We start from the raw sequence: 24512 nt of genomic DNA, 5'->3' as shown, positions 1-24512 counted from the left end.
GGCTCAGTCAAAGGATGCGCCCGAAAGCAAAAGCGCCCCGCGAGGGGGCGCTTTAAGATTGTGCAGGGGGCGGTCTCAGGCCACGTCGAATTGCAGCGGCTTGATCTGCCTGAACATGCCGGTGTCGCGTAGCTTGCCGATCACAGTTTCTGGCACCTGATCGTCAACATAGAGCAGGGCAATCGCCTCGCCCTTGGCGGTGTGGCGGCCCAAGGTGAAGTTGGCGATGTTCACGCCGTTTTCGCCCATGGTCTGGCCCAAGGTGCCGATGATGCCCGGCACGTCTTCGTTGGTTGTGTAGAGCATGTGCTCCCCGATCTCGGCGTCGATGGTGATGCCTTTGATCTGGATAAAGCGCGGCTTGCCGTCCGAGAACACGGTGCCCGCGATGGAGCGCTCGCGCTTTTCGGTCACCACGGTCACTTTGACATAGCCGTCGAAGACGCCGGATTTGTCTTGGTTGGTGGTGCTGATCTGGATGCCTTTTTCGCGGGCAACCACGGGGGCGGAAACCATGTTCACGTCCGGGTTGGCGCGTTTCATGATGCCCGCCACGACGCCACAATTCAGCGCCTTGAGGTTCATCTGGCCGACGGAGCCGTCATAGAGGATGTTGATCGCTTTGATCGGCTCGTCGGTCATCTGACCGATGAAGGCGCCGAGGTGTCCGGCCAGTTTGACCCATGGGCCCATGACCTTGGCTTCTTCGGCGGTGACCGATGGCATGTTCAGCGCGTTGGTCACGGCACCGGTCAGCAGGTAGTCCGACATCTGCTCGGCCACTTGAAGCGCCACGTTTTCCTGCGCTTCGGTGGTGGCGGCACCAAGGTGCGGCGTGCAGACTACGTTGGGCAGGTTGAACAGCGGGTTCTCCTTGGCTGGTTCCTCGGCGAAGACATCGAAACCCGCGCCCGCTACATGGCCGGATTTTAGCAGGTCGGCGAGTGCTTCTTCGTCAACCAGACCGCCGCGGGCGCAGTTGATAATGCGCACGCCGGGCTTGGTCTTTTCAAGGTTCTCGCGGCTGAGGATATTCGCCGTCTGCTCGGTGAAGGGAACATGGAGGGTGATGAAATCGGCGCGAGTCAGCAGTTCGTCCAACTCGACCTTTTCGACACCCATCTTCTCGGCCTTTTCTTCGCCCAAGAAGGGGTCATAGGCCACGACTTTCATCTTGAGGCCCCGCGCGCGGTCGCAAACGATGCCACCAATGTTGCCCGCGCCGATGACGCCCAGCGTCTTGCCGGTGAGCTCGACGCCCATGAACTTCGACTTTTCCCATTTGCCCGCGTGGGTAGAGGCCGACGCTTCGGGGATTTGACGTGCCACGGCGAACATCATCGCGATGGCATGTTCGGCAGTGGTGATCATGTTGCCGAAGGGCGTGTTCATCACGATCACACCCTGTTTCGACGCGGCTTCCTTGTCGATATTGTCGGTGCCGATGCCCGCGCGGCCGACCACTTTGAGGTTCGGCGCATTGGCGAGGATCTTTTCCGTCACCTTGGTGGCGGAGCGGATCGCGAGGCCGTCATAGTTGCCGATAACCTCGGCCAGTTTGTCTTTGTCCTTGCCCAGATCGGGCTGGAAATCAACGTCGATGCCACGGTCGCGAAAGATCTGAACGGCGGCTTCGCTGAGGCTGTCGGAGATGAGTACTTTGGGAGCCATGTTTGTGGTCCTTTTCAAAAATAGGGGGCAGGGGCGGCGCGTGGGATCACGCGCCTGCCGGAATGCTTTAGGCGTTGATTTCGGCTTCAAAGGCCCATTCGAGCCACGGCAGCATCGCTTCGATATCAGCCGTTTCAACCGTGCCGCCGCACCAGATGCGCAGGCCCGGAGGGGCATCGCGGTAGGCGCCAACGTCAAGCGCCGCACCCTCGTCCGCAAGCCGTTTCGCCACGGCTTTGGCAAAGGCTGCACCGTCCTGAATGCGGTCATCGGTGAACTTCAGGCAGACCGAGGTGTTGGACCGTGTCGCCGGATCGGTGGCGAGGAAGTCGATCCAGTCATGCGCCTCGACGAATTCGGCGATGGCCGCCGTATTGGCATCGGCCCGCGCGATCAGCCCCTTGAGGCCGCCTACGGATTTCGCCCAGTCCAGCGCCAGCAGGTAATCTTCGACGCAGAGCATGGAGGGCGTGTTGATCGTCTCGCCCTTAAAGATGCCTTCGTTCAGCTTGCCGCCTTTGGTCAGGCGGAAGATTTTCGGCAGGGGCCATGCGGGGGTGTAATTCTCAAGCCGTTCAACCGCGCGAGGGCTGAGGATCAACATGCCATGGGCCGCTTCGCCGCCCAGCACCTTCTGCCAAGAGAAGGTCGTCACATCCAGCTTGTCCCAGGGCAGGTCCATCGCGAAGGCCGCCGAGGTGGCATCGCAAAGCGTCAGACCCGCGCGGTCCGCGGGGATCGCGTCGCCGTTCGCCATCCGCACGCCGGAGGTGGTGCCGTTCCATGTGAAGCAGACGTCGTTGTCATAGTTCAGCGCGGCCATGTCGATGATCTCGCCGTATTCGGCGGTGTGAACCTGCGCTTCGATTTTTAGCTGCTTGACCACATCGGTGACCCAGCCTGCGCCGAAGGATTCCCATGCCACCATCTCAGCAGGGCGTTCGCCCAAGAGCGACCACATGGCCATCTCAAATGCGCCGGTGTCGGAGGCGGGCACGATGCCGATGCGGTAATCCGCAGGCACGCCGAGCACCTCGCGGGTGGTCTCGATCGCTTCCAGCAGCTTGGCCTTGCCGGGTGCGGCACGGTGACTGCGGCCCAGCGGTGCACCCGCCAGCTTGGTCAGATCGAATGTGGGGATTTTGGCGCAGGGGCCGGAGGAGAAACGTGGGTTTGCCGGTACGGCAACGGGTTTCGCTTCCGGGCGCGATGCCGGTTGTTCAATAGCCATTTATGCTACCCTCTCAGATAATCGCCCTTCGTTGGGGAAGGGTGTCCCACTTGCCGAGATACGCGGGGAGGCCGGGCTGGCGCAAGTCGCAAAATGGCGCTAGGACGCCGGTCATGTCGCTTTGCGCGGCGCGAATGATGCGGATCGGAAACTTATGTTCACGGCAATCTTGTTGACCTCCCCCTCCAAACCCTCCCTCGATGCGGCGCTGGTCGAAAGCCTGCGCAACGCTTGGGGCGGGGGCGACGCGCTTTGGCTGGCCCCGGATGAGGCGGCGGAGTTTCCCCTGACCCAGATGCCGGAAAACCGTTGGGATGTTTGGGAAAGCTGCCAGTCCATGGGCGTCGATCTGGTGATCGTGCCCAGCAAAGGCCGCCGCAAGAAGATGCTTCTGGCCGATATGGACAGCACGATGATCCAGCAGGAATGTATCGACGAATTGGCCGAGGAGGCGGGCGTTGGCGCGCATGTGAAAGAAATTACCGCCCGCGCCATGAACGGTGAGTTGGATTTCGACGGCGCGCTGCGCGAACGTGTCGGCCTGCTGAAAGGGCTGGAAGCCGCTGTCATCGACAAGGTCTTGGCTGAGCGGATCACCCTGATGCCCGGCGGCGGGGCGCTGGTGGGCACGATGAAGACCAACGGTGGCTATGCTGCACTGGTCTCGGGCGGGTTTACGGCTTTCACGGCCAAGGTTGCCGAGATGCTGGGTTTTGACGAAAACCGTGCCAATACGCTGCTGGTCGATGGGGCCGCGCTGACCGGCGATGTGGGCCTGCCGATCTTGGGCCGCGAGGCCAAAGTCGCCGCGCTGGAAGAGATCACCGCGAAGCTGGGGATTACTGAGGATCAGGTCATTGCCGTGGGCGACGGGGCCAATGATCTGGGCATGTTGGGGCGGGCTGGCATGGGCGTGGCGCTGCATGCCAAACCCTCTGTCGCGGCGGAATGTGACATCCGCATCAATTTTGGCGATTTGACCGCGCTGCTGTTCGTTCAGGGCTATACGCGCAGCGAATTCGCAGGCTGAGGCTGCCCGCATGGCACTGCCGCTTCGTCTGAGCAAAGCGGCAGTGCGATAGTCTTACAGCAGCGCCGCCGCTGGTTTCAGCATCCCGGTTTCTAGCCCACGCCAGTTCGTGATCGGCGTGTTCATCCGCTTGATCGCCGCCGGGTGATTGGCGTCCAGCGCCCCCAATTTGACCAGCAGCGCGGTGATCGCGCATTCGGCGGCGCGAGTGGTGCCGCAGGCGGCTTTGAGCGCGATGCCCAACTTGCGCTCGGGCCAGATCGCGATGAAGAAGCCTTCGGCCCCGGTTTTCAGCGCGACCTTACCGTCCATCGCCCGCATCAATTCGGTGCAGGCGCGGCCTTCGCCGGCGACCAGTTCGGGGTGCAGGCGCATGGCTTTGTGCAGGCGCGCCTCGGCAGAGCCTTCGGGGGCGGCGGCGAAATGGGCCATCGCGCGGGCCATGCCGTGCAGGGTGCAGGCCGGGTTGGGGGCCGAACAGCCGTCGATCCCATAGCCGGGCGAGGTTTCTTGGGTGACCGTTTCAAACGCTTCAAGGCAGGCTTTTTGCACCGCGTGATCGGGCTTTTCGTAATCCCCCCCTCCGCCGAGGTGCTTGTTCAGCGTGAGGAATCCCGCGTGTTTGCCTGAGCAGTTGTTGTGGATCTGGCAGGGTTTCTCATGGGCGCGGATCAGCCCCTCCATCGCGTCGCGGTCGTTGGGTTCTTGCGCGCCGCAGCGGAAGTCGTCGTCACTCAGCCCCAGCGTGTCGAGCCATACGCCCACCCGGTCGGTGTGGATGGCGGCACCTTGGTGCGAGGCACAGGCGAGGGCCAGCTGTTCGGTGCTCAGTCCCGCTTTGTCGGCCGCGCCGGAATTGATCAGCGGCAGCGCCTGGATCATCTTGGAGGACGAACGCGGCAGGATCACCTTTTCCGGGTCGCCCCATGCTTCGACGATCTGGCCGCTCGCATCGCAGATCACGGCGTGACCGGAATGAACGCTTTCCAGAAAGGGTCCGCGCCAGATTTCCGCAAATGGGGCTGCTTTGGTCATGAGGTTCATCCTGTTTCTGGGCGAAATCCTGCCAATCAGGGTTTCGTCGGTCGCGCGTTTGCCGTTATTGTGGTTGGTGTCGAACAGATAACAGACGCCCGCAAGAGAGCAACCCGCCCAAGGTTGCCCGGACGGGGTCTGTGGACGTGTTGAGGTCAAGGACGGCTGGAGGCTGGACAGATGGGAATGATGAAGACATGTGGTCTTGCACTTGGGGCGCTCGCCCTTGTGGCAAGCGGCGCTGTGGCGCAGGAGCAGAGCACCAACCGGGTGGCTGCCAAGACCGACTGGAGCGTCTTTGTAGAAGATAACCCGACAGAATGCTGGGGCGTTTCAACGCCCAAGGAAGTCGTCAACACGCGCGATGGGCGTGTGGTGGCGGTGAACCGGGGTCAGACATTGCTGATGGTATTCTACCGCCCCTCGGCTGAGGCCAAGGGTCAGGTCGCCTTCACCGGCGGGTATCCTTTTGCCTCGGGGTCGACGGTCAATATGAACATTTCCGGCAATGAGTTCGAGCTGTTCACCGAAGGCGAGTGGGCCTGGCCGGCAACCACGGCGGATGATGCTAAGATCATCGCGGCAATGAAGCGCGGCGCGGATGCGACGCTGACAGCGCGGTCTTCGCGCGGGACGCAGACCAAGGACACATTCTCGCTGCTGGGCTTTACCGCGGCGGTCGAAGATGCGGCGAAGCGCTGCGGCGGTTGATAACCGCCAGAATGGTTTTAGGAACGGCCTCGCAATCGCGGGGCCGTTTTCGTTTGCGGGTCTAGGTTGCCACCCTGGCCCGGGACAAGCCGCTGGCGCCGGGCCATCGCCTGCCCGCCCGTCACGACTGTGGCGTACCAGAACTTGATGGGCGCACCTCTGGTGCGACCGGGTAGCGATTTAGTGAGGCTGGGTGTGACTTCGCGGGACGCACATCACGGTTGAGCCATAAAGTGGTATCGAAAGTATGTTGGATCGCCGACCCGCGGGCAGGCGATGGCCCCAAATGAAAAAGCCGCGGCCTCCTTTCGGAAGCCGCGGCTCATAGTGCATCAGCTATTTCGGCGTCAGGCCGCCCGCGAAAGCGGTGTCGCAGCCTCTTCTTCAATGAACGCGCCGTGCAGCGCTTTGATCACCGGCTGCAGCGACTCGCGCTCGACGATGAACTGCACGTCGACGTTGCGCGGCCCTTGGCTCGCGCCGATTGCCGTCTGACCGGCCTCGGCAATGGCCACGAGGCCCCGCTGCAGCACCGACAGCCCGTTCAGGTCACGCCCGATGACCGAGGCCATCGACAGCGTTTTCGTCGTGATCTCTGCAGCGGGATAGATCTGTGCCAGATCCTTTTCCACCCGGCGCATCGTCTTAAGCGACGCATCAAGGTAGTGCGTGATCGTATTGGCGTTCGAGACCTTCGAGACGATCCGCACGTTGTGCCGCGTCAGTACGTCGAGGATCGCGGTGTCATAGCCTTTGACGCCGACCATGTCCTGCTCGAACAACTCCAGCGTAACGATGTCGAGACCGGTCACGATCTCCACCGCGGGCGCCTCGGCCTGACGGTCGTCGATCAGCGTGCCGGGATCTTCGGGCTCGAAGGCGTTGGTCACGCGCAGCGGCACGTCGGCTTGGCGCAGGGTCTTGGCTGCCTTGGGGTGGATCGCCTCCATCCCCATGTTCGACAGCTGGTCCGCCACGTCGTAGTTGGTACGGCCGATTTTCTTGACGGCATGCTCGCCGACCAGTTTCGGGTCGCAGGACGACAGGTGGAATTCCTTGTGAATGATCGCTTCGCGCGCGCCGGTGAGGGCGGCAAGCTTGGAGAATGTCACCTCGGAATAGCCGCGGTCGAACTCGCGCATCAGACCTTCGGCGCATTGCGCATAGCCTGTCACGATGGGCATTTCCGTATGAGGGTCGATGCCCTCCATCGCCTGCGCGATGCGCTCATCGAGGGTCACGTTGCCCTCGTCACGCCACCCCGAGAGGTCGACGAAACGGGCGTTCACGCCAGCGCGCTGCAGCAGGATCGTAGTGACGAAGGCGGAATGCGCCTCGCCCAGACCGGACAGCAACTCGCGAATTTGCAACATGTGTTCCGACAGGCGGAAGTGGCCATAGGCGCAAAGGCGTTGCAGGTCGATCAGGCAGTTGCGGGCACCATGGGTGCGCTCGGACACAAAGGCGTCGGCCTGTTCGATGTCGCCGGGATGCTCCAGCACCTCGCGGTGCACGCGCTGCATCTCAGCCGAGACGCGGGTCAGCGCCTCGTGCCAGCCGTGATCGTTGCTGGCATTGGCCAAATGGGCGTAAACGCCCGGCTCGCCGGATTTCTTATGCTCCAGCAACAGGTTCGTGATCCCGCCAAAGGCGGAGACCACGAAGACGCGCCCATAGATGTCCGCGCCCTTACGGTCACCGACAAAGAGCGTATCTTTGAGTTGGTTCACGCGGGACATGGACGTCCCGCCGATTTTTTCGACAGTGTGGGACGGTTGAGTCATAAAACTTAAGCGACCTCCTCGGCAGGCGCATAGGAACCATCTTCGCGGTGCACTTCGTTGCCGGTGACCGGCGGGTTGAAGCAGCACGCCATGTGCAGTTCTTCCTCTGCGCGCAGGGTGTGTTTGTCGTTCAGGTTCAGGGCGTACATCACGCCGGGGGTGATCTCATGCGTCTCGCCGGTGGCGAGATCGGTGATCGAGCCTTTGCCCTTCATACAATAGACGCTCTCGAAGTGATGCTTGTAGTGGAACGTGTGCTCCGACCCAGCCTCAAGCACGGTGATGTGGAAGGAAAACCCCATCCCGTCATCGGCCAGAAGCATCCGTGTAGAGGTCCATTTCGCATCCGCCACGTGACGGTCTGTGCCCTGAAGTTTGTTAAAATCGCGTACAATCATCGGTATTACTCCGCTGCCAGTTTCATGCTGCCCGTCACATCGCGGGTCGCTTGAAGAAGGATATCAAAGCCTTCGCGCATAACCTTCTCCGGCGTGGTGAGCGGGGCAAGATATTTTACGATCTCGTCGTTCGCGCCCGATGTTTCGATCACAAGGCCCAATTCATAGGCACGCGCGCAGATCGCACCGGCCAGTTCGCCCGAGCCGACGTCGACGCCCTGCATCAGGCCGCGGCCTTTCAGCGTGGCGCCGTCGACCAGATCGGCCACATCCTTGAGCGCGGTGGTCAGCAGCACGGCTTTCTCGGCCAGGGACTTTTCGAACTTGTCGTCGGACCAGAACTTCTCAATCGCGACGCGGGCGGTGACAAAGGCGTGGGTGTTGCCGCGGAAGGTGCCGTTGTGCTCGGCTGGCTTCCAGATGTCATGCTCAGGCGCGATCAGCAGGGCCGCAAAGGGCAGGCCAAAGCCGGAAAGCGATTTCGCTTGGGTCACCATGTCGGGCTTGATGCCGGACGCCTCAAACGAGAAGAAGCTGCCCGAACGGCCACAGCCCGCCTGAATGTCGTCGATGATCAGCAGTGCGCCATGCTTGCGGGCGATCTTCTCGATGCCCTGCATCCATGCGTCGGAGGCCGCATTCAGACCGCCTTCGCCTTGGATCGGCTCAAAGATGAAGGCCGCAGGCGCGTCGATGCCCGAGGAGGGGTTCGACAGCATGGCGTCGATCATTTCCAGCGTGTCGACGTTTTCGCCCAGCGATCCCTCGAAGGGCATATGCGTCACGTCGGCCAACGAGCCACCGCCCGCGCCGCCGCGCTTGCCTTTGTTGCCGGTCAGCGCCAGCGCGCCCATGGTCATGCCGTGGAAGCCGTTGGTGAAGGAGATCACGTTCGTGCGCCCCGTCACCTTACGGGCCAGCTTGATCGCGGCTTCAACGGCGTTGGTGCCGGTTGGGCCGGTCATCATGATCTTATAGTCCATGCCGCGCGGCTTGAGGATGTTTTCCTCATATGCGTTCAGGAATGCCGCTTTGGTGTCGCTGTGAAAGTCGAGACCATGGGCGATGCCGTCATTGGTGATGTGCTCCACGAGCGCGGCCTTCATGTCAGGGTCGTTGTGGCCGTAGTTCAGCGAGGAGCAACCGGCGAGGAAGTCGATGTAGCGGTTGCCTTCGCCGTCAAACATCTCCGACCCGCTGGCGCGGGTGAAAACGGCGTTCATGCCGCGGCAATAGGAGCGCGCTTCGCTCTCGCGGCGGGTAAAGATGGTCGTGTTCTGTGCCATGTCCTTAGGCATAGGAATATCCTTTCTCTTCAAGAGAGTCTGTCGTGTGAATTGTCAGCTGCGGCTTACGCGGCGCGTTTGAGCGCGGCAGTCTCGGGCAGCGTGATCGTCACCATATGTTCGGTGTCGTGCGCGCCATCGAAATGCGCGTCTTTGGTAAAGTGTGGGGCATCCGAAAGGTCGCCGCCGACGTGGGTCGCAAAGCTGCGGAACAGCCCCCAGGAGGCGTCATTGTCCCGGGTGATCGTGGTCTTGAGGGTCTTGGCGTCCTCAGTCTCATCGCGGTTCACCAGTTCCATCAGCATGGTTTTCCCCAGACCAAGGCCGCGGGCCTTGGGGCTGACGGCGACCTGCCAGACAAAGAAGGCGTCTTGGGCAGGGATCATATGGCCGGAGATCCAGCCAACGATATCGCCGTCCATTTCAGCCACGACACAGGTGTCGCGGAAGTGGTCGGCTTGGATCAGGTTCGCGTAAAGCGAGTTTTCATCGAGCGGCTTGCAGTCGCGAATCAACCGCCAGATGGCGGCTCCGTCCTCGGCAATGGGCTTACGCAGCTTGGGTGTGCGGGCTTTTTTGATGTCGAGTTCATTCTGCATCCGGTCGGGGCTCCCTTATTGTTTCGATAAGCTAAGTAAGGCATGCGCGGTGATACTTCAACATTCAAAGCAAATTACCTGAAAATACGCTTATAGCGTTGTTTGAACGCCATAGAGCTGTGCATATTTGTTTCGTTTTCCAAACGAAATTGGTGGGTTTCGCTTAGCTATACTAAGCGATCAGGCGGGTTTTGAGCGATTGCTGAGAATGCGGGCAATGTGCAATGATGCACCATGACGCAGAAACATCCTGACCGGGTCGACGAAAGTCTGATCGCTTTGCGCCGCATTTTGCGGGCCACTGAACTCTATGCGCGCGATTTGGCGCAGGCGGCGGGGGTCACTCCCGCGCAGCTCCGCGTGTTGCAGATCGTGGGAGAGAAGAAGGACCCGACCGCCAAGACCCTCGCCAACCAGATGGGTGTCAGCCAAGCCACCGTCACCGCCTTGGTCGATAAGCTGGTGGCGCGCAGTTTGGTGTCGCGGCAGCCCTCGGCGCAGGACCGTCGGCAGACGAACATCACCCTGACCACTCAAGGTGAGGATGTGTTGGAAGAAGCCCCTGATGCCTTGCAGCAACGCTACGTCCGCGCCTTTGCGGATCTCGCCGATTGGGAGCAGGCGCAGTTGGTGTCTTCGTTGGAGCGTGTGGCGGCGATGCTGAATGTGGACAGTCTGGATGCCGCGCCGGTTCTGGCGACGGGTGAATTGCGGATGAGCAAAAAGACCTATTGAGAGTGACCTCAAAGCGCGGGCAGCCAAACCCTTTTGCAAATCGCGTCATTTCTTATATAGAGACCCATCCCTAGCCTGTGAGTCTTTGAAATGTCCGCTTCCGCGCCCATCACCCAAGACGTGATGACCCTTCCCCGCAAGTTGCCTGAGGGGCCGATCAACCTTGTCGGTCTGACCCGTGATGCCATGCGCGATGTGTTGATCGCAAACGGCACGCCTGAGAAACAGGCGAAGATGCGTGTGGGGCAAATCTGGCAGTGGATTTATCAGTGGGGTGTGCGTGACTTCGACTCCATGACCAACCTTGCCAAAGGCTACCGCGCTGAACTGGCAGAGAAATTTGTGATCGAAGTGCCTGAGGTCGTGACCCGGCAGGAAAGCGAAGACGGCACGCGAAAGTATCTGGTGCGGATCGCAGGCGGTCATGAAGTTGAGGTGGTCTATATCCCTGAAGAGGGCCGCGGCACGCTTTGTGTGTCCAGCCAAGTGGGCTGCACGCTGACCTGTTCCTTCTGCCACACGGGCACGCAGAAACTGGTGCGTAATCTTACCGCCGCTGAGATCATCGGTCAGGTTATGGTGGCGCGCGACGATCTGGATGAATGGCCCGAGACTGGCACTCGGACCGAAGAGGCGCGTCTTTTGAGCAATATCGTGCTGATGGGCATGGGTGAGCCGCTGTACAATTTTGAGAACGTGCGCGACGCGATGAAGATCGCGATGGACCCTGAGGGCATCCAGCTTTCGCGCCGCCGCATCACGCTCTCGACCTCCGGCGTTGTGCCCGAGATCCACCGCACCGCCGCCGAGATTGGTTGCCAGTTGGCCGTGTCCTTCCACGCCACCACCGACGAGGTGCGCAACAAGCTGGTGCCGATCAACAAGCGCTGGAACATCGAAGCGCTGCTGGAAGCGCTCAAGGCCTATCCCAAGGTCAGCAACTCCGAGCGGATCACCTTTGAATATGTGATGCTGAAGGGCGTGAACGACAGCGACGAAGATGCGCATCGTTTGGTCGAGTTGATTAAGGGCATCCCGGCCAAGATCAACCTCATTCCCTTCAACGAATGGCCCGGTTCTCCCTATGAGCGGTCGTCCAACAATCGCATCCGCGCCTTTGCCGATATCGTCTATAACGCGGGCTATGCCTCGCCCGTCCGCAAGCCGCGTGGCGAAGACATCATGGCCGCTTGTGGTCAGTTGAAATCGGCCACCGAACGGGCACGCAAGTCGCGCAAGCAGATCGAAGCTGACGCCGGGATGGGCGGCTAAGCCAGCCCCGGCCGCCTGCGTTCAAGCGCCTTTGCAGTGACCCCCTCGGCGGCAATGTCGCCGGGGATATCTTCTCCCCGCAGCAAAGCGGCGGCAAGGCGCGCCAGCGCCGGGGCGGTCTGGATGCCATAGCCACCTTGGCCTGCCAGCCAGAAGAACCCCTCTCCCTCGGGATCATAGCCCGCCACCGGATCACCGTCGGGCAGGAAACTGCGCAGCCCGGCCCAGCGGCTTTCGATGCGCGGGCGGTGAAGGTCGAATGCGGTTTCGATCCGGTCGATACAGATCGCGATATCCAATTCCTCGGGCTGGGCGTCACAAGGGGGCGAGGGCGTGGCGTCCGCAGGTGAAATCAGCAGCTTGCCCGCATCGGCCTTGAGGTAGAACTGCTCATCGATATCCACCACCATCGGCCAACGGTCCGGTGCCATGCCATCGGGCGGTGCCACCGTCAGCGCCGTGCGGCGTTTCGGGGTGAGGCCCGCAGGCGCAAGCCCTGCCAGCGTGGCGATCTCATCGGCCCAAGCCCCTGCGGCATTAACGATGACCGGCGCGTGGAAGGTGCCTTGGTTCGTGTCGACCTGCCAGCCCCCTTCTTTGCGAAGCGCCCGCACCTCGGCCTTGGTTTGCAAGACACCGCCCGCGGCGCGGAAGGTCTTGAGGTAATGCTGATGCAGCCCGTTCACGTCGATATCGGCCGCCGAAGCATCGCGCAGCCCGGCGCTGGCATAGCCCTTGCGCAGCAGCGGTACGAGTGTCTCGATTTCGGCCCCGGTTAGCGGGGTGACATGGGGCCCCAGTTCCTCAGCGGTGCGCGCCAGTGCCGCCTGCTGGTCCTGCCGCGCGATGAACACCGCGCTGCGTGGCTCCAGCAGCGGATGCTCCAGATGGGGGCTGGCGGGGGTGTGAAAGAAAGCGGCAGAAGCGCGGGAAAGGGCGCGGATCGCCTCCGGCCCATAGGTCACGGTAAACAGGGCGGCAGAGCGGCCCGTGGTGTGATAGCCCGGCTGGCTTTCTCGTTCCAACAGCAGCACCCGGCGGTCGCTGGACAGTTCAGCAGCGACAGAAACGCCCGCGATGCCCGCGCCAATGACAATGCAATCGAAACCGGTCGTAGAAATATCCATAATCTGCCCTCTCTGCGCAGAGGCTAGCACCGCCGACTGCCGTGCAAAAGGGCCGATCCCCTGGTCCCTTTCTGCTGTCGAGGCCGCTCGGTGAAATCCGCCATATTGTTGCAATTGCATGAAGTTTTCTTGTTTTGCGCCAAAGCCGTTGACCGAACGCCCCCGCCCGGCGCAATCTGTCGCAAAGGGGCGCACGGCAGGGCCGAACACGCCCTTCCCCACAGGAGTGCTGCCCCATGTCTCATTTGCCCCTCATCAAAACCCTTCCCGCGCTGACGCTGGCCTTTGGCTTGATGGCCTCAGCCTCCGCCGCCGCCGAGCTTGTCATCGGCATGCAGCAGGAGCCCACGTCGCTTGACCCGACAGCGGATGCCACCGCCTCCATCGACAGCATGATGACGCAAAACGTCTTTGAATCGCTGACCACCGTGGCGGAAAACGGCGAGGTGCAGCCCAACCTCGCGGCCTCTTGGGAGGTGTCCGAAGACGGGCTGACCTATACGTTCACACTGGCCGAAGGCGTGACCTTCCACGATGGCAGCACGCTCGACGCCGAGGATGTGGTCTATTCCTTCGAGCGGGCCATGAGCGAAGACAGCGTGAATCCCTCCAAGGACATCTTCGAGCCGATTGAGAACGTCGTAGCGGTCAACTCCCAGACGGTCGAAATCACGCTGTCCGGCAAAGACGCCTTTTTCCTCTTCAACATGGGGCAGGGCGACAGCGCCATCGTGGCCGCCGAAAGCGCCGAGAGCAACAACGCCAATCCGGTCGGCTCCGGCCCCTTCAAGTTCGACAGTTGGACCCGCGGCGACCGCCTGACGCTGGTCAAGAACCCCGATCACCGCGATGCGGCGGATGTGGCGCTGGACAAGGTGGTCTTCCGCTTCATCTCCGACCCCGCCGCCGCCACTGCGGCGATGATGGCCGAAGAGCTTGACGCCTTCCCCGGTTTCCCCGCGCCCGAGCTGCTGCCGCAGTTCGAGGCCGACCCCCGCTTCCGCGTCAACGTCGGCTCGACCGAGGGCGAGGTGATCCTCGCCATGAACAACGCCAAGCCGCCTTTCGACAATATTGAGGTGCGCCGCGCCGTGGCCACCGCCATCGACCGCGTTGAGATCATTGAGGGCGCGATGTATGGCCAAGCCGTGCCCATCGGCAGCTTCTACCCGCCCCACGGCACCGCCTATGTCGACCTGACGGACGCCTATCCGCATGACAGCACCAAAGCCGAGGAAATGTTTGAGGCGGCAGGTGTGGCAGGCACCACCATGACCCTGCGCGTGCCGCCGTTTCCCTACGCCACCCGCTCGGCCGAGATCATCCAGAACCAGCTTTCAGAGGCCGGGATCGACGCTAAGGTTGAGAATGTCGAATGGGGCTTCTGGATCGATGAGGTCTATAAGAAGAAGAATTACGACATGACCATCATCGCCCACACCAGCCCCAATGACATGGGCAATTTCGCCCGCGGGCCTGACTATTTCTACGGCTACGACAATGCCGAGATGACCGCCCTGTGGGAAAAGATCACGACTGAGGTCGATGCCGAGGCCCGCGACGAATTGCTCAAGCAAGGCCAGCAAATGCTGTCCGACCAATCGGTGCATGGCTTCCTGTTCCAGCTGCCGCTGCTGGGCGTCTTCCGGCAGGAGGTCGAAGGCTACTGGGCTTCCTCGCCTGTGCTCTACATGCCGCTGAAGAACGTGCGCATCGCCAACTAACTTGAAACGGCCGCGGCGCCCCTTGTGCCGCGGCCTTTGGACCTGACTTCGTGGCCTATTTCCTCTTTCGCCGCACGCTTGGTTTCGTGCTAACCCTGCTCGCCGTCTCACTCGTGGTCTTTGCCGTGATGAACGTGCTGCCGGGCGACCCGGCGCTGACGATCCTTGGCATGGACGCCAGCGACGACGCCATCGCGGCTCTGCGCGAGCAGTTGGGGCTGAACGAGCCGGTGGTGACGCGCTACCTTGCATGGGTCTGGAACGCGCTGCAGGGGGATTTCGGCATCAGCCATTCCTTCCGCGTGCCGGTCTCTGACCTGATCGCCGAGCGGCTGCCGATGACAATATCCCTCGCCGTGGCGGGGATGCTGGTGACTCTGGTGCTGGCGCTGGTTCTTGGCATCACGGCAGCGGCGCAGCATGGGCGGGCGGGCGACTGGGGGGTGATGTTTCTCAGCCAGCTTGGCATCGCGGTGCCCGCCTTCTGGCTGTCGATCCTGCTGGTGATGCTCTTTGCCGTGAAGCTGCGCTGGCTGCCGCCCGGGGGCTTTGCCGGTTGGGACGATCCGGGCGCGGCGCTGCGGTCGCTCATTCTGCCTACGGTGGCGCTGGCGTTGGTGCAATCGGCTGTACTGGCGCGGGTCACGCGGTCTTCGGCGCTGGAGGTGATGCGGCTGGATTTCGTGCGCACCGCGCGGGCCAGTGGGTTGTCGCGGCGGCGGGTGCTTTGGCGGCATGTGCTGCCCAATGCGCTGGTGCCGATCGTGACCATCGTGGGCATGCAATTCGCCGCGTTGGTCACCGGCACCATCGTGATTGAGAACGTCTTTTACCTGCCGGGGCTGGGGCGGCTGATCTTTCAGTCCATCGCCAACCGTGACCTGCCCACGGTGCAGGCGCTGGTGATGCTTTTTGCCGCCATCGTGGTCACGGCGAATTTCGTGGTCGACCTACTTTACGTGGTCATCGACCCCCGGCTGAAGGCCCGCGCATGAAACGGCTTCCGGCGAACTTTCTGCTCGGCGCGGTGCTGGTCAGCCTTGTGGTTGGGGTGGCGGCGCTGTCGCTGATCTGGACCCCGCATGACCCGCAGACAATGTCGATCTCGACCAAATTCGCGCCGCCTTCGGCAGAGCATTGGCTGGGCACCGATCAGTTGGGCCGCGACGTGGTGGCGCAACTGATGGCGGCGGCGCGTAATTCGATGACCGTGGCGCTGGTGGCGGTGCTCCTGGGCGGCAGCATCGGTGTGGCGCTTGGCCTGCTCGCCTCGGCACTCGGCGGCTGGGTCGAGGATGCGGTGATGCGGCTGGCCGATCTGGGCTTCGCCTTTCCCGCGCTGCTCTTTGCGATCATGCTGGCGGCGGTCTTTGGGCCGTCGCTGACCAATGCGGTGCTGGCGATCTCATTTATCAACATCCCCATCTTCGCCCGCGTCACCCGTGCCTCTGCCAACCAAATCTGGACGCGCGATTATGTCGCCGCGGCACGCGCGGCGGGGCGGGGGCGCTTTGCGATCAGCCGCGATCACATCCTGCCTAATATCGCCGCGGCCATCATCGTGCAGGCCACCATCGAATTTGCCGTGGCAATCCTCGCCGAAGCGGCGCTGAGCTATCTTGGCCTCGGCGCGCAGCCGCCTGCGTCAAGCTGGGGGCGGATGTTGTCGGAGGCGCAGACGTTGATGTATCTCGCCCCGCAACTGGCAATCTATCCCGGCCTTTGCATCGTCGTGGCGGTGCTGGGGTTCGGCCTTCTGGGCGACGGGCTGCGTGATATCACCGACCCGAGGCTGGTGCGCGCGCGATGATCGAACTTAGCAATCTCTCGGTCCATTTCGGCTATGCGGCGGCGCTGCGTGACGCCAAATTGGTGATCGAACGCGGCGACCGCTTGGGTGTCGTTGGTGAAAGCGGTTCGGGCAAGACGCTTCTGGCCCTGTGCCTGATGGGCATGGCCCCCGACAGCGCGCGTCTGACCGGACAGCTTCGCATCGACGGGCAGGACATGGCCCACGCGGCAGAGCGGGATTGGCAGAGGCTGCGCAGCCGCCGCGTTGCGATGGTGTTTCAGGAGCCGATGGCGGCGCTCAACCCGCTGCGGCGGGTGGGCGATACGGTGATGGAGCCGATGTTGCTGCACGACGGGCTGACGCGCCGCGCGGCCCGCGCCCGCGCGCTGAGCCTGTTCGAAGAGGTGGGCATTCCCGATCCCGATCGACGCCTGCGGCAATTCCCGCATGAGATGTCGGGCGGGCAACGGCAAAGGGTGCTGATCGCGCTGGCCTTGGCCTGCAATCCGATGCTGCTGATCGCGGATGAGCCGACCACGGCACTGGATGCCAATGTTGCGCTGCGGATCACCGATCTGTTGCAACGGCTCGCGCGGGAGCGGCAAATGGCGCTGGTTTTCATCAGCCATGACCTTGCCGCCGTGGCGCGCGCCACCGAAGATATTGTGGTGATGTATGCGGGCGATATGGTTGAGCGGGGCCGCACGGCAGAGGTGCTTGGCGCGCCCGCGCATCCCTATACCAAGGGGCTGTTGGGCGCGCGGCCCGATGCCGGTGTGGCAGGGCGGGATGCCCAAGGAAAGCGCCGCAGGCTGCCGACCATTCCCGGCACCGTGCCGCCGCTGCATGCGCTGCCCTTGGGCTGCCGTTTCTCGGGGCGCTGCCCGGTTGAACTGCCCCATTGTGCCACGCAGCGCCCGGCCTTTGCGCAGGCCGAAACGGGGCGCGGCGCCGCCTGTCATCTGCTGACGGAGCCGCGGAATGACTGACGCGCCGCTCTTGGAGGTCCGAAACCTGACCCGCCGTTACAAGCTGCCGCGTCAAAGCCTGCTGCGCGCCCCGCCGGTGCTGACCGCGTTGGAGGGGGCGGCGTTTTCGCTGCATGCGGGCGAGACCTTGGGCGTGGTCGGCGAAAGCGGCTCTGGCAAATCGACATTGGCGCGGCTCATCATGGCGTTTGAACGTCCGGACGCGGGGGAGGTCCTGTTTCAGGGGCGCGATCTGCATGAGCTTCGGGGCGAAGAACTGCGCCGGCTGCGGCGCGGTTTTCAGATGGTGTTTCAAGACCCTTTCGGCTCGCTCAACCCGCGCCGCCGCATTGGCTGGTCCATCGCAGAGCCGCTGCGCGCCAATGGCGAGACGGAGAATATCGGCCACCGTGTCGCCGAAGCCTTGGCGCAGGTCGGGCTGCATCCCGCCGACGCAGGCAAATATCCGCATGAATTCTCGGGTGGGCAGCGCCAGCGCATCGCCATCGCCCGCGCCATCATCACCCGCCCCGCGCTTTTGGTCGCGGATGAGGCGGTCTCGGCCCTCGATGTCTCGGTTCAGGCGCAAATTCTTAATCTTCTGATGGACCTGCAGGATGACCTCGGCCTTGGCATGGTCTTCATCAGCCATGACCTCGCGGTGGTGGGGGCGGTCTGTGACCGGGTGCTGGTGCTGCAGCACGGTAAGACGCTTGAGAGCGGTGCGGCCGCTGATGTGTTGCGCGCGCCCAAACACCCTTATACGAAAACCCTGCTGACAGCCGCAGGAGCACGCCCATGACCCGTTTCGTCCACCTGACCGACCTGCATATCTCGCACCCCGAATTGGCCGACCCGCATCTGCAAAGCGACACGCCCGCCACCCTGCGCCGCGTGGTGGCGGTGATCAATGCGATGGACCCGCAGCCTGATTTTGTCGTGGCCAGCGGCGATCTGACCAATCAAGGCGACCGGGAAAGCTATGCGCTGGTGCACGAGATCACGGCCCCGCTGAAAGCGCCGCTGGTGATGGCCCTTGGCAACCACGACAAACGCGCCGGGTTCAACGCGGTCTTTGCGCCGGGGCTGGCGGATGCGCCCTATTTTCACGATGCGCCGCAGGGTGATCTGCATGTCATCACGCTGGACAGCAGCGTGCCGGGCAAGGTGGCGGGGGCGCTGGACGATGCGCAGTTCAAGTTCCTACAGGCAGCGCTGCAGCGTCACCCCGAACTGGCGAAACTCTTGGTGATTCACCACCCGCCGCGCATTGACCCCGAAGCGCTGGCGTGGGGCAGTTTGGATGAGGCCAGCAGCGCGCGTTTGGCTGAAATGCTCAAGGGCCAGCAGGTGGCGGGGATCCTTTCGGGCCATGTGCATGTGAACCGAGTGAGCCATTGGCACGGCATCCCGGTGGTGATCTCCAACGGGCTGCATTCTACCATCGATCTAACCGAAACCCGCGACTTGCGCATCGTTGAGGGCACCGGATTCGGGATCTGCGACTGGCATCCCAGCGGCCTGAGTGTTTCTTTCGCGCCGCTTGACCCGACGGCGCGTGAATTGGCGCGGATTGATCGTGAGCAGCTAAAATCCTTTGAATAGAACGACATCCGCCGCACGCAGTCATCGCTATAGGCCACATGCTGCGCCGCAGTAAAAATTTTTTTGTTGACCCTCAACTTTTTTAATCTCACACAACGAGAGACTAGAAGGCTGTGCCCGACGCAAGATCGGGCCGCTGTTCACGGGGAGGGTGAATTTGCCGACTGCCAATGGCGATAGTGTATCCACGCTTGGCGCACGTATGCGCAAGCAACGTCATCGTTTGTCCCTGACCTTGCAGCAGTTGGGCGAAGCCTCTGGCGTTTCGGTCGGCTATCTGAGCCAAGTCGAACGGGGTCGGGCGACGCCATCGCTGGGCACCCTGTCGCAGATTGCCGTCGCGCTTCAGGTCGAAGTCAGCTTTTTCATCCATACCCCCAAGACCCAAGACAGCCTGACCCGCGCGGATGAGCGTCCCCGCTTTGCCGTGTCGGGGTCTTCCATCGAATATGAAAAGATCGGCGCGGATTTTCCCGGCCATGAGCTGTCCTCCTACATCATGAACGTGCCGCCGGGCTATGCCTCGGAAGAGGTCGTGCATGAGGGCGAAGAGGTGATCTATATCCTTGAAGGTGAGATCGCGCAGGTCGTCGATGGGGGGGAGCATATCATGCGGCCCGGCGACAGCCTGCATTACCTCGGCAGCAGCCCGCATTCTTGGTCCAACAAAACCGACAAGCCTGCCCGCGTCCTTTGGGTGGGCCGGATGCAATACGAACAGGCCGCTGGCGCCAATAGAATACGTCCGAATGAAGGGGCATTAGCCACCGCATTCGCGTCGTCTCGCCCGTAAGGGCGTATCACCTGCGGCGGACAAACCGCTGCCAAAAAACAAACCAATCAGGAGAGTGAATATTATGTCTTTTACAACGAAATTGGCCACCGGCGCCATGCTGGCGGCACTGGGTGCCACAGCCGCATCGGCCCAAGCGCTGGTCTATTGCTCCGAAGGCTCGCCCGAGGGTTTTGACCCCGCGCTTTACACCGCTGGCACCACCTTCGACGCCTCTAGCCACCCGATCTACAACCGTCTGGCCGAGTTCAAAGTCGGCACGACCGAAGTCATCCCCGCGCTGGCTGAAAGCTGGGAAGTCAGCGAAGACGGCATGAAGGTGACCTTCAAGCTGCGCGAAGGGGTGAAGTTCCACTCCAACGACCAGTTCACGCCGAGCCGCGATTTCAACGCCGACGATGTGGTCTTTAGCTTTGACCGTCAGGGCAACGAAGAAAACCCCTATCACACCGTTTCCGGCGGCACATGGGAATACTACGGCGGCATGTCCATGCCCGACCTGATCGAGAGCATCGAAAAGGTCGACGATTACACCGTCGTCTTCAACCTGACCCGCCCCGAAGCGCCTTTCATCGCCAACATGGCCATGGATTTCGCCTCGATCGTATCGAAAGAATATGCCGACGCGATGATGGAAGCTGGCACGCCTGAGATGGTGAACCAAGCGCCCATCGGCACAGGCCCGTTCCAGTTCCAAGCCTACCAGAAAGACGCGGTCATTCGTTATCTGCGAAACGACGAATACTGGGGCGACAAAGCCAAAGTCGAAAGCCTGATCTTCGCGATCACGCCTGACGCGAGCGTCCGCTACCAGAAGGTGCAGGCGGGTGAGTGCCACGTGACGGCATATCCGAACCCTGCCGATGTTCAGGCGATGAAAGACGCCGAAGACATCGTCGTGATGGAGCAGGAAGGCCTGAACGTCGGCTATCTGGCTTACAATACGCAGGTCGCGCCCTTCGACAACGCTAATGTCCGCAAGGCGCTGAACATGGCGATCGACAAACAGGCGATCATCGACGTGGTATTCCAGGGTTCCGGCGAAATCGCCAAAAACCCGATCCCGCCGACCATGTGGTCCTACAACGACGCCATCGAAGACGACAACTATGACCCCGAGGCCGCCAAGGCGATGCTCGAGGAAGCAGGCGTCACCGACCTGTCCATGAAGATCTGGGCGATGCCGGTTCAGCGTCCCTACAACCCTAACGCCCGCCGTATGGCCGAGCTGATGCAAGAAGACTTCTCCAAGGTCGGCGTCGATGTTGAAATCGTCTCCTACGAATGGGGTGAGTATCTTGAGCGCTCCAAGTCCAAGGACCGTGACGGTGCCGTGCTGCTGGGTTGGACCGGTGACAACGGTGACCCAGACAACTTCCTCGCGGTTCTGCTGGGCTGTGACGGTGTCGAGAAATCCAACCGCGCCCAGTGGTGCAACGAGGAATTCGACGCGCTGATCCAGAAAGCTAAGGTTCTGCCGACCCAAGAAGAGCGTGCGCCGCTTTACGAAGAAGCGCAGGAAATCTTCAAGGATCAAGCGCCTTGGGCCACCATCGCGCATTCGGTCGTCTATATGACCATGCGCCCCGAAGTTGAAAACTATGTCGTGCACCCGCTGGGTGGCCACATCTTCAACCAAGTTGGCCTGAAGCAGTAACCCTGCCGCTACGACCAAAGGGGGCGGCATTCGTGCCGTCCCCATTTTATTAACCTCTACCGCCGGGAAGCCTTACCTTGTCCAATTCACTGAATGATCGCCTGTCGGCCTATGCCGATATCGCCGCCGACCTATCGGTGGACGCCGTGGCGCTGGTGCCCGGCCCGAATTTCACCCGCGCGGTCGACCATGCCTTCATGAGCCACGAGCGCCCCTTTGTTCTGGTCATCCCCGCCCGCGGCCCCGCCGCCGCTTTGGTGCCGAACCTAGAGTTGGGCAGCTGGGAATTGGTTGGCTTTGAGGGTGCCGTTTTCGATTGGCGCGATCAAACCGGCTATGACGAGGCCTTTGCGGCGCTGACCGAACACCTTAACATCACCTCGCTTGCCGTTGAGGGCCAAGTGATGCGCGTCTTTGTGCATCACGCGCTGAAGAAAGCGCAGCCCGACCTGCGGATCATCGACGCCGAGCGTGAAATTTCCGCGCCGCGCATGATCAAGACCGAGGCCGAGGTCGCCGCCCTGCAAGAGGCCATTAACATCTCCGAACGCGCCCTGCGCGCGACGCTCGATTCCGTGAAGCTCGGCCAGACCGAGAAAGAGATCGAACAGAAACTGGTGCAGATGGTCTTTGCTGAAGGCGCGGATGATCTGTCCTTTGCCCCTATCGTCGCCGCCGGTGACGGCTCGGCCCGCCCCCATGCCAAGGCGCGCGAAGATTACCGCGTCAAAGCGGGCGATGCGCTGCTGATTGATTTCGGCGCGCGCAAGAACGGCTTTGCCGCTGACATCACCCGCACGGTTTTCCTCGGCCACGTCAGCGACGAGGGGCGCGAGGTCTACGACACCGTGTTGCGCGCCAACCTCGCCGGGCTGGACGCCACCCGTGCCGGTGTCACCGCGCATGAGATCGACGATGTGGTGACCTCCGTCCTCGAAGCCTCGCCCTACGCCGACCGCATTCGCACCAAAACGGGCCACGGCCTTGGCCGCGATGTGCATGAAGCGCCCTATATCATGCGCGGCAACCACATGACTTTACCCGCCGGAACGGTGTACACCAACGAACCCGGTCTCTATGAGATCGGCAACTTTGGGGTGCGCATCGAAGATGACGTGCTGATTACCGAAGATGGCTACAAATCCCTGACCAACTTTCCGAAGGAACTGATGGTGCTCCCGTGCTGAAATATGTTTTGTCGCGCCTTGCGACCTTCATCCCCACCTTTATCGGCGTCACGCTGATATCATTCGCCTTTATCCGCTTGCTGCCCGGCGACCCGATCGTCGTCATGGCCGGTGAGCGCGGCATTTCCGAAGAGCGCTATCTCGAACTGCAACAGCAGTTCGGCTTTGACCGGCCGATCTATGTGCAGTTCTGGGATTACTTCACCGGCGTTCTACAAGGCGATCTGGGCAACTCTTTCGTGACCAAACGGCCTGTCTGGGATGAGTTCTTCTCGCTCTTCCCGGCCACGCTGGAACTGTCGGTCTGCGCGATGATCTTTGCCGTGGCCTTGGGCCTGCCGGCGGGGGTGATTGCTGCGGTGAACCGGGGCAAGTTCTTTGACCGGGCGCTGATGTCGACAGCACTTGTGGGTTATTCGATGCCGATTTTCTGGTGGGCGCTGCTGCTGATCATCGTGTTCTCGGGCAACTTGGGCTGGACGCCAGTCTCGGGCCGGATTGATCTGCTTTATTACTTCCCCAATGCCACGGGCTTCATGCTGATCGACAGTATTGCCTCGGGGCAGGACGGGGCGTTTACCTCGGCGCTGCGGCACCTGCTGCTGCCGACCATCGTGCTGGGCACCATCCCGCTGGCGGTGATCGCGCGGCAGACCCGTTCAGCGATGCTCGAAGTGCTGGGCGAAGACTACATCCGCACCGCGCGGGCCAAGGGCATGTCCCCGGGGCGGATCAACGGCATCCACGCCCTGCGCAACGCGCTTATCCCCGTCATCACCGTGATCGGCCTGTCGGTCGGCACGCTGCTGGCGGGCGCCATTCTGACCGAAACGATCTTTAGCTGGCCGGGCATCGGCAAGTGGATGGTCGACAGCATTTTCCGCCGCGACTACCCGGTGGTGCAGGGTGGCCTGCTGCTGATCGCCGTCATGGTCATGGTCGTGAACCTCACCGTTGACATGCTTTATGGCATCATCAACCCCAAGATCAGGAAACGCTAATGGACGACGCACTCTCTGCCGAAGCCGAAATGGTACACGCACGCCCCGGGCGCCTGCGCGAATTCTGGTTCTATTTCCGCGAAAACCGTGGGGCCGTGATTGGCCTGTGGATCTTTGCCGTCTTTGCCTTTTTGGCGCTGTTTGGCCCGTGGATCGCCCCGCATGACGCGACCCAGCAGTTCCGCGCTGCGACGTTGCAGCCGCCTGTCTGGCAGGACGGCGGCACGTGGAGCCATATCCTCGGCACCGACCCGCTCGGTCGCGACATGCTGTCGCGTCTGATCGTCGGTGCGCGCTATTCCTTCTTTGTTGGCATCGTGGTGGTGTCCATCGCCGCTTCTGGCGGGATCATCATCGGGTTGATCTCGGGCTTCGCGCCCAAGTGGCTCGACACGATCATCATGCGGATCATGGACATCATTCTGGCCTTCCCGTCGCTGCTGCTGGCGCTGGTGCTGGTGGCAATCCTTGGGCCGTCGCTCACCAATGCGATGATCGCCATCGCGATTGTGTTGCAGCCGCATTACGTGCGTCTGACACGGGCGAGCGTGCTCTCGGAGCGGCAGAAGGACTACGTGACCTCGGCCCGTGTTGTCGGTGCTGGCACGCTGCGGCTGATGGTCGTGACCGTGCTGCCGAACTGCCTTGCGCCGATCATCGTGCAGGCCGCGCTGTCGTTTTCGACCGCGATCCTTGATGCCGCTGCTCTTGGCTTCCTCGGCATGGGCGCACAGCCGCCCACACCTGAATGGGGCACCATGCTGGCCGAAGCGCGCGAGTTCATCCTGCGGGCGTGGTGGGTCGTGACCTTCCCCGGCCTTGCGATCCTCGTCACCGTGTTGGCGATCAACCTCATGGGTGACGGGCTGCGCGACGCCCTTGACCCGAAACTAAAGCGGAGCTGAT

The 24512-nt window shown here is 62.0% G+C and carries 23 protein-coding genes; 15 read left to right on the top strand and 8 right to left on the bottom strand.

Translation table 11 applies throughout. The features are described from left to right. Positions 1 to 75: 75 nt before the first annotated feature. Together serA and K3758_RS16740 are read right to left on the bottom strand one after the other, a co-directional pair. Entirely contained in the window at positions 76 to 1671 is a 1596-nt protein-coding gene (gene serA / locus K3758_RS16745; RefSeq protein ID WP_259946655.1) for a phosphoglycerate dehydrogenase, read from the bottom strand. 67 nt (positions 1672 to 1738) lie between these two features. Next, positions 1739 to 2902 carry a phosphoserine transaminase gene (locus tag K3758_RS16740; RefSeq protein ID WP_259946653.1) on the bottom strand — a complete coding sequence of 388 codons (1164 nt, stop codon included), beginning with the start codon at positions 2900 to 2902 and terminating at the stop codon, positions 1739 to 1741. Positions 2903 to 3056: 154 nt separating this feature from the next. On the opposite strand from K3758_RS16740, the gene serB reads away from it, so the two are divergent. Continuing rightward, positions 3057 to 3932 (top strand): phosphoserine phosphatase SerB, encoded by an 876-nt coding sequence (gene serB / locus K3758_RS16735; protein ID WP_259946652.1) that lies wholly within the window; start codon positions 3057 to 3059, stop codon positions 3930 to 3932. A gap of 54 nt (positions 3933 to 3986) precedes the next feature. Here the strand turns inward: serB and K3758_RS16730 are convergent, their stop codons facing one another. After that, positions 3987 to 4967, bottom strand: a complete 981-nt coding sequence (locus K3758_RS16730) for an asparaginase (protein ID WP_259946651.1) — start codon at positions 4965 to 4967, stop codon at positions 3987 to 3989. 186 nt (positions 4968 to 5153) lie between these two features. Here K3758_RS16730 and K3758_RS16725 point away from each other — a divergent pair, with 186 nt between their 5' ends. Beyond that, on the top strand, positions 5154 to 5678 hold the full coding sequence (locus K3758_RS16725) for an invasion associated locus B family protein (RefSeq protein ID WP_082849572.1): 525 nt from the start codon (positions 5154 to 5156) through the stop codon (positions 5676 to 5678). A gap of 347 nt (positions 5679 to 6025) precedes the next feature. Here the strand turns inward: K3758_RS16725 and K3758_RS16720 are convergent, their stop codons facing one another. From K3758_RS16720 to ectA, 4 genes are read right to left on the bottom strand one after another with little or no spacing between them, the layout of a single operon-like run. Next, positions 6026 to 7462, bottom strand: coding sequence for an aspartate kinase (locus tag K3758_RS16720; RefSeq protein ID WP_259946649.1), 1437 nt, complete (start codon positions 7460 to 7462; stop codon positions 6026 to 6028). 5 nt (positions 7463 to 7467) lie between these two features. Further along, the gene (locus tag K3758_RS16715; RefSeq protein ID WP_067261585.1) at positions 7468 to 7860 is read right to left on the bottom strand and encodes an ectoine synthase; all 393 of its coding nucleotides are present in this window, start codon (positions 7858 to 7860) and stop codon (positions 7468 to 7470) included. 5 nt (positions 7861 to 7865) lie between these two features. Next, on the bottom strand, positions 7866 to 9158 hold the full coding sequence (ectB, locus tag K3758_RS16710; protein ID WP_259946646.1) for a diaminobutyrate--2-oxoglutarate transaminase: 1293 nt from the start codon (positions 9156 to 9158) through the stop codon (positions 7866 to 7868). Between the two features lie 53 nt (positions 9159 to 9211). Further along, positions 9212 to 9745, bottom strand: a complete 534-nt coding sequence (ectA, locus tag K3758_RS16705; protein WP_259946644.1) for a diaminobutyrate acetyltransferase — start codon at positions 9743 to 9745, stop codon at positions 9212 to 9214. Between the two features lie 234 nt (positions 9746 to 9979). Here ectA and K3758_RS16700 point away from each other — a divergent pair, with 234 nt between their 5' ends. Continuing rightward, positions 9980 to 10480 (top strand): MarR family winged helix-turn-helix transcriptional regulator, encoded by a 501-nt coding sequence (locus K3758_RS16700; RefSeq protein ID WP_120352082.1) that lies wholly within the window; start codon positions 9980 to 9982, stop codon positions 10478 to 10480. A gap of 90 nt (positions 10481 to 10570) precedes the next feature. After that, complete coding sequence (rlmN, locus tag K3758_RS16695; protein WP_259946640.1) at positions 10571 to 11752, top strand: 23S rRNA (adenine(2503)-C(2))-methyltransferase RlmN; 1182 nt, start codon at positions 10571 to 10573, stop codon at positions 11750 to 11752. Here rlmN and K3758_RS16690 read toward each other — a convergent pair. Next, a complete protein-coding gene (locus K3758_RS16690; protein ID WP_259946638.1) occupies positions 11749 to 12879 on the bottom strand; it encodes an FAD-binding oxidoreductase in 1131 nt (376 codons plus the stop codon). The two genes, rlmN and K3758_RS16690, sit on opposite strands and share 4 nt — an antisense overlap. 236 nt (positions 12880 to 13115) lie before the next feature. Here K3758_RS16690 and K3758_RS16685 point away from each other — a divergent pair, with 236 nt between their 5' ends. The 11 genes from K3758_RS16685 (at position 13116) to K3758_RS16635 (ending at position 24511) form a co-directional block, all read left to right on the top strand. Continuing rightward, complete coding sequence (locus tag K3758_RS16685) at positions 13116 to 14603, top strand: ABC transporter substrate-binding protein (RefSeq protein ID WP_259946637.1); 1488 nt, start codon at positions 13116 to 13118, stop codon at positions 14601 to 14603. Between the two features lie 50 nt (positions 14604 to 14653). Continuing rightward, positions 14654 to 15598, top strand: a complete 945-nt coding sequence (locus tag K3758_RS16680) for an ABC transporter permease (protein WP_259946636.1) — start codon at positions 14654 to 14656, stop codon at positions 15596 to 15598. Then, positions 15595 to 16413, top strand: coding sequence for an ABC transporter permease (locus K3758_RS16675; RefSeq protein WP_259946635.1), 819 nt, complete (start codon positions 15595 to 15597; stop codon positions 16411 to 16413). Before K3758_RS16680 ends, K3758_RS16675 begins: the two co-directional genes overlap by 4 nt. Continuing rightward, a complete protein-coding gene (locus K3758_RS16670) occupies positions 16410 to 17384 on the top strand; it encodes an ABC transporter ATP-binding protein (protein ID WP_259946634.1) in 975 nt (324 codons plus the stop codon). The genes K3758_RS16675 and K3758_RS16670 overlap by 4 nt, the downstream gene beginning before the upstream one ends. Further along, positions 17377 to 18165: an ATP-binding cassette domain-containing protein gene (locus tag K3758_RS16665; protein WP_259946633.1), complete on the top strand. Its 789-nt coding sequence runs from the start codon at positions 17377 to 17379 to the stop codon at positions 18163 to 18165. The genes K3758_RS16670 and K3758_RS16665 overlap by 8 nt, the downstream gene beginning before the upstream one ends. After that, complete coding sequence (locus K3758_RS16660) at positions 18162 to 18968, top strand: metallophosphoesterase (protein WP_259946632.1); 807 nt, start codon at positions 18162 to 18164, stop codon at positions 18966 to 18968. Before K3758_RS16665 ends, K3758_RS16660 begins: the two co-directional genes overlap by 4 nt. A gap of 202 nt (positions 18969 to 19170) precedes the next feature. Next, positions 19171 to 19761, top strand: coding sequence for an XRE family transcriptional regulator (locus K3758_RS16655; RefSeq protein ID WP_067626358.1), 591 nt, complete (start codon positions 19171 to 19173; stop codon positions 19759 to 19761). Between the two features lie 64 nt (positions 19762 to 19825). Further along, a complete protein-coding gene (locus tag K3758_RS16650) occupies positions 19826 to 21418 on the top strand; it encodes an ABC transporter substrate-binding protein (protein ID WP_259946631.1) in 1593 nt (530 codons plus the stop codon). A 77-nt stretch (positions 21419 to 21495) separates the two neighbouring features. Beyond that, positions 21496 to 22605 (top strand): Xaa-Pro peptidase family protein, encoded by a 1110-nt coding sequence (locus K3758_RS16645; RefSeq protein WP_259946630.1) that lies wholly within the window; start codon positions 21496 to 21498, stop codon positions 22603 to 22605. Then, complete coding sequence (locus K3758_RS16640) at positions 22599 to 23606, top strand: ABC transporter permease subunit (RefSeq protein WP_259946629.1); 1008 nt, start codon at positions 22599 to 22601, stop codon at positions 23604 to 23606. Before K3758_RS16645 ends, K3758_RS16640 begins: the two co-directional genes overlap by 7 nt. Further along, positions 23606 to 24511: an ABC transporter permease subunit gene (locus K3758_RS16635; protein WP_067938852.1), complete on the top strand. Its 906-nt coding sequence runs from the start codon at positions 23606 to 23608 to the stop codon at positions 24509 to 24511. Before K3758_RS16640 ends, K3758_RS16635 begins: the two co-directional genes overlap by 1 nt. Position 24512 lies beyond the last annotated feature (1 nt).

The sequence above is a fragment of the Sulfitobacter sp. W002 genome, assembly GCF_025142135.1.
GTDB lineage: Bacteria > Pseudomonadota > Alphaproteobacteria > Rhodobacterales > Rhodobacteraceae > Sulfitobacter > Sulfitobacter profundi.
The sequence above is the reverse complement of the archived record's forward strand: the minus strand, read 5'-3'. Positions and strand labels throughout refer to the sequence as shown.

Bases quoted from the DNA above. Each gene is read 5' to 3' on its own strand.
- K3758_RS16635 (WP_067938852.1), top strand. From the start codon at position 23,606: ATGGACGACGCACTCTCTGCCGAAGCCGAAATGGTACACGCACGCCCC.
- K3758_RS16660 (WP_259946632.1), top strand. From the start codon at position 18,162: ATGACCCGTTTCGTCCACCTGACCGACCTGCATATCTCGCACCCCGAA.
- K3758_RS16740 (WP_259946653.1), bottom strand. From the start codon at position 2,902: ATGGCTATTGAACAACCGGCATCGCGCCCGGAAGCGAAACCCGTTGCC.
- K3758_RS16730 (WP_259946651.1), bottom strand. From the start codon at position 4,967: ATGACCAAAGCAGCCCCATTTGCGGAAATCTGGCGCGGACCCTTTCTG.
- ectA (WP_259946644.1), bottom strand. From the start codon at position 9,745: ATGCAGAATGAACTCGACATCAAAAAAGCCCGCACACCCAAGCTGCGT.
- serA (WP_259946655.1), bottom strand. From the start codon at position 1,671: ATGGCTCCCAAAGTACTCATCTCCGACAGCCTCAGCGAAGCCGCCGTT.
- K3758_RS16690 (WP_259946638.1), bottom strand. From the start codon at position 12,879: ATGGATATTTCTACGACCGGTTTCGATTGCATTGTCATTGGCGCGGGC.
- K3758_RS16665 (WP_259946633.1), top strand. From the start codon at position 17,377: ATGACTGACGCGCCGCTCTTGGAGGTCCGAAACCTGACCCGCCGTTAC.
- K3758_RS16700 (WP_120352082.1), top strand. From the start codon at position 9,980: ATGACGCAGAAACATCCTGACCGGGTCGACGAAAGTCTGATCGCTTTG.
- ectB (WP_259946646.1), bottom strand. From the start codon at position 9,158: ATGCCTAAGGACATGGCACAGAACACGACCATCTTTACCCGCCGCGAG.
- K3758_RS16670 (WP_259946634.1), top strand. From the start codon at position 16,410: ATGATCGAACTTAGCAATCTCTCGGTCCATTTCGGCTATGCGGCGGCG.
- K3758_RS16650 (WP_259946631.1), top strand. From the start codon at position 19,826: ATGTCTTTTACAACGAAATTGGCCACCGGCGCCATGCTGGCGGCACTG.
- K3758_RS16715 (WP_067261585.1), bottom strand. From the start codon at position 7,860: ATGATTGTACGCGATTTTAACAAACTTCAGGGCACAGACCGTCACGTG.
- K3758_RS16655 (WP_067626358.1), top strand. From the start codon at position 19,171: ATGCGCAAGCAACGTCATCGTTTGTCCCTGACCTTGCAGCAGTTGGGC.
- serB (WP_259946652.1), top strand. From the start codon at position 3,057: ATGTTCACGGCAATCTTGTTGACCTCCCCCTCCAAACCCTCCCTCGAT.
- K3758_RS16725 (WP_082849572.1), top strand. From the start codon at position 5,154: ATGATGAAGACATGTGGTCTTGCACTTGGGGCGCTCGCCCTTGTGGCA.
- K3758_RS16675 (WP_259946635.1), top strand. From the start codon at position 15,595: ATGAAACGGCTTCCGGCGAACTTTCTGCTCGGCGCGGTGCTGGTCAGC.
- K3758_RS16685 (WP_259946637.1), top strand. From the start codon at position 13,116: ATGTCTCATTTGCCCCTCATCAAAACCCTTCCCGCGCTGACGCTGGCC.
- K3758_RS16720 (WP_259946649.1), bottom strand. From the start codon at position 7,462: ATGACTCAACCGTCCCACACTGTCGAAAAAATCGGCGGGACGTCCATG.
- rlmN (WP_259946640.1), top strand. From the start codon at position 10,571: ATGTCCGCTTCCGCGCCCATCACCCAAGACGTGATGACCCTTCCCCGC.